Below are 2,156 nucleotides of genomic sequence, written 5' to 3' on the forward strand. Positions count from 1 at the left end.
CTCGAGGCCATCGGGGCCGCTGGCCAGCACGCTGCCGGGTGCGCCGCTGCCGGCGCGGACTTCGCCGCGCCACAGCTTCACCGTCTCGCCCTCCAGCAGGCCGGTGGCGCCGGGGAACGGGTCGAAGGCGCGCAGCCGGCGCTCGATCTGGTCGGCGGACAGTGCCCAGTCGACCGCGGCCTCCGCCTTGTCGATCTTGTGCGCGTAGGTCACGCCCTCGGCCGGTTGCGGCGTGCGCGGCATGCCGCCACAGGCCGCCAGCTCGAGCGCCTCGACGATCAGCCGGCCGCCGAGCGGCGCCAGCCGGTCGTGCAGGCTGGCGGTGGTGTCGGCCGGCCGGATCGGCAGTGTCTCGACCAGCAGCATGTCGCCGGTGTCGAGCCCGGCATCCATCTGCATGATCGTGATGCCGGTCTGCGTGTCGCCGGCCTCGATCGCGCGGTGGATCGGCGCCGCGCCGCGCCAGCGCGGCAGCAGCGAGGCATGGATGTTCAGGCAGCCGCGTGCCGGCAGGTCGAGCACCCACTGCGGCAGGATCAGTCCGTAGGCGGCCACGACCATCACGTCGGGGCGGGCGGCCAGCAGCGCCGTGCGGGCAGCGGCGGCATCGTCGGGGTACTTGCCGTCCAGGCGCAGGCTGCGCGGCTGCGCGACCGCGATGCCATGGCTTTCGGCGAATGCCTTCACCGGCGACGGCTGCAGCTTCATGCCACGGCCGGCCGGGCGGTCCGGCTGGGTCAGCACCAGCGGGATCTCGAAGCGGGCGGCATGCAGGCGGGCCAGTGCGACCTGCGCGAACTCAGGGGTGCCGGCGAAGACGACGCGCATCGGGGCAGGCCGCTCAGGGACGCTGTTCGTCGCGGGTGCGCTTCAGCATCTTGGTCTTGATGCGGTCGCGCTTCAGCGAGCTCAGGTACTCGACGAACACCTTGCCCAGCAGGTGGTCCATCTCGTGCTGCACGCACACCGCGAGCAGGCCTTCGGCGTCGAACTCGTAGCTTTCGCCGGCGCGGTTCAGCGCCCGCACGCTGACGCGGGCGTGGCGCGGCACCTTGTCGTAGACCTGCGGCACCGACAGGCAGCCTTCGTCGCCGGTCACCATCTCTTCACTGAGCGCGGTCAGCTCGGGGTTGATCAGGACGTGCGGTTCGTCACGGCGTTCCGAGGTATCGATCACGATCACGCGTTCGTGGACGTCGACCTGCGTCGCCGCCAGGCCGACGCCGTCGGCCTCGTACATGGTCTCCAGCATGTCGTCGACAAGCTGTCGGATGCGTGCGTCCACTTGCGTGACGGGCTTGGCCACGGTGTGCAGGCGGGGATCGGGGTAACGGAGGATAACGAGCTTGGCCATGTGGGAAACGCGCAACGCCGGACGGCGTGACAGGACGCACGCGAGGTGTGTCCGGAAGTCAATTTCGTTGCGATATCAAGGGTTTAGGGGCAGAATCTGTGAAACTGAATGAAGATTTTCGCTGAGCCGCAGGCATCGTGCCGCGGCCCGGTTCAGTTAACCGCACAACGCAGCATTGTGCTGCCTGAGCGCCCGGAGACTTACCTTCATGACCCGAAGCCACCGTATCGCCCTGTCGTTCCCCCGGGCTGCCGCCATCACCGTTGCGCTGGGCGTCTGCTTCGGTTCCGCGACCGCGAACGCACAAGCCGGCAACTACCCGATCACTCCCAAGCAGCGCAGCACCGCGCAGCAGGTGGCCGAAGCCGGCGTCGCGCTGTCTGACCTGTCCCCCAATGCGCCCGATTCGTACACCGTGAAGAGCGGCGACACGTTGTGGGGCATCTCCAGCATGTTCCTGGTCAGCCCGTGGCGCTGGCCCGAGCTGTGGGGCATGAACCTCGACCAGATCCGCAACCCGCACCTGATCTACCCGGGCCAGGTGCTGTTCCTCGACAAGGCCAACGGCCGTGCGCGCCTGCGCGTCGGCTCCGGCGAGCAGGGCGGCGTCGTCAGGCTGTCGCCGCGCGTGCGCGAAGGCGACCTGTCGCGCGACGGCATCCCGGCGATCGCACTCAACCTGATCGAGCCGTTCCTGAACGAGGCCGTGATCGTCGACGAGAACGAACTCGCGAAGGCGCCGCGCGTTGTCGCGACGCCGGAAGCCCGCGTGCTGCTGGCGCGTGGCGACAAGGCCTATGTG

General features: G+C 69.2%; 3 protein-coding genes. 1 reads left to right on the top strand and 2 read right to left on the bottom strand.

The window, feature by feature from the left end; genetic code table 11:
- Together fmt and def are read right to left on the bottom strand one after the other, a co-directional pair.
- A partial coding sequence (fmt, locus tag AC1D12_RS31575) for a methionyl-tRNA formyltransferase (RefSeq protein ID WP_477845128.1) occupies positions 1-828 on the bottom strand: 828 nt, incomplete at its 3' end.
- Between the two features lie 13 nt (positions 829-841).
- On the bottom strand, positions 842-1,354 hold the full coding sequence (gene def / locus AC1D12_RS31580) for a peptide deformylase (RefSeq protein ID WP_047507706.1): 513 nt from the start codon (positions 1,352-1,354) through the stop codon (positions 842-844).
- A 208-nt stretch (positions 1,355-1,562) separates the two neighbouring features.
- On the opposite strand from def, the gene AC1D12_RS31585 reads away from it, so the two are divergent.
- Positions 1,563-2,156 (top strand): LysM peptidoglycan-binding domain-containing protein (locus AC1D12_RS31585; RefSeq protein WP_477845129.1); only part of this gene is annotated, 594 nt, incomplete at its 3' end.

This window comes from Rhizobacter sp. P1_G5 (assembly GCF_056405435.1).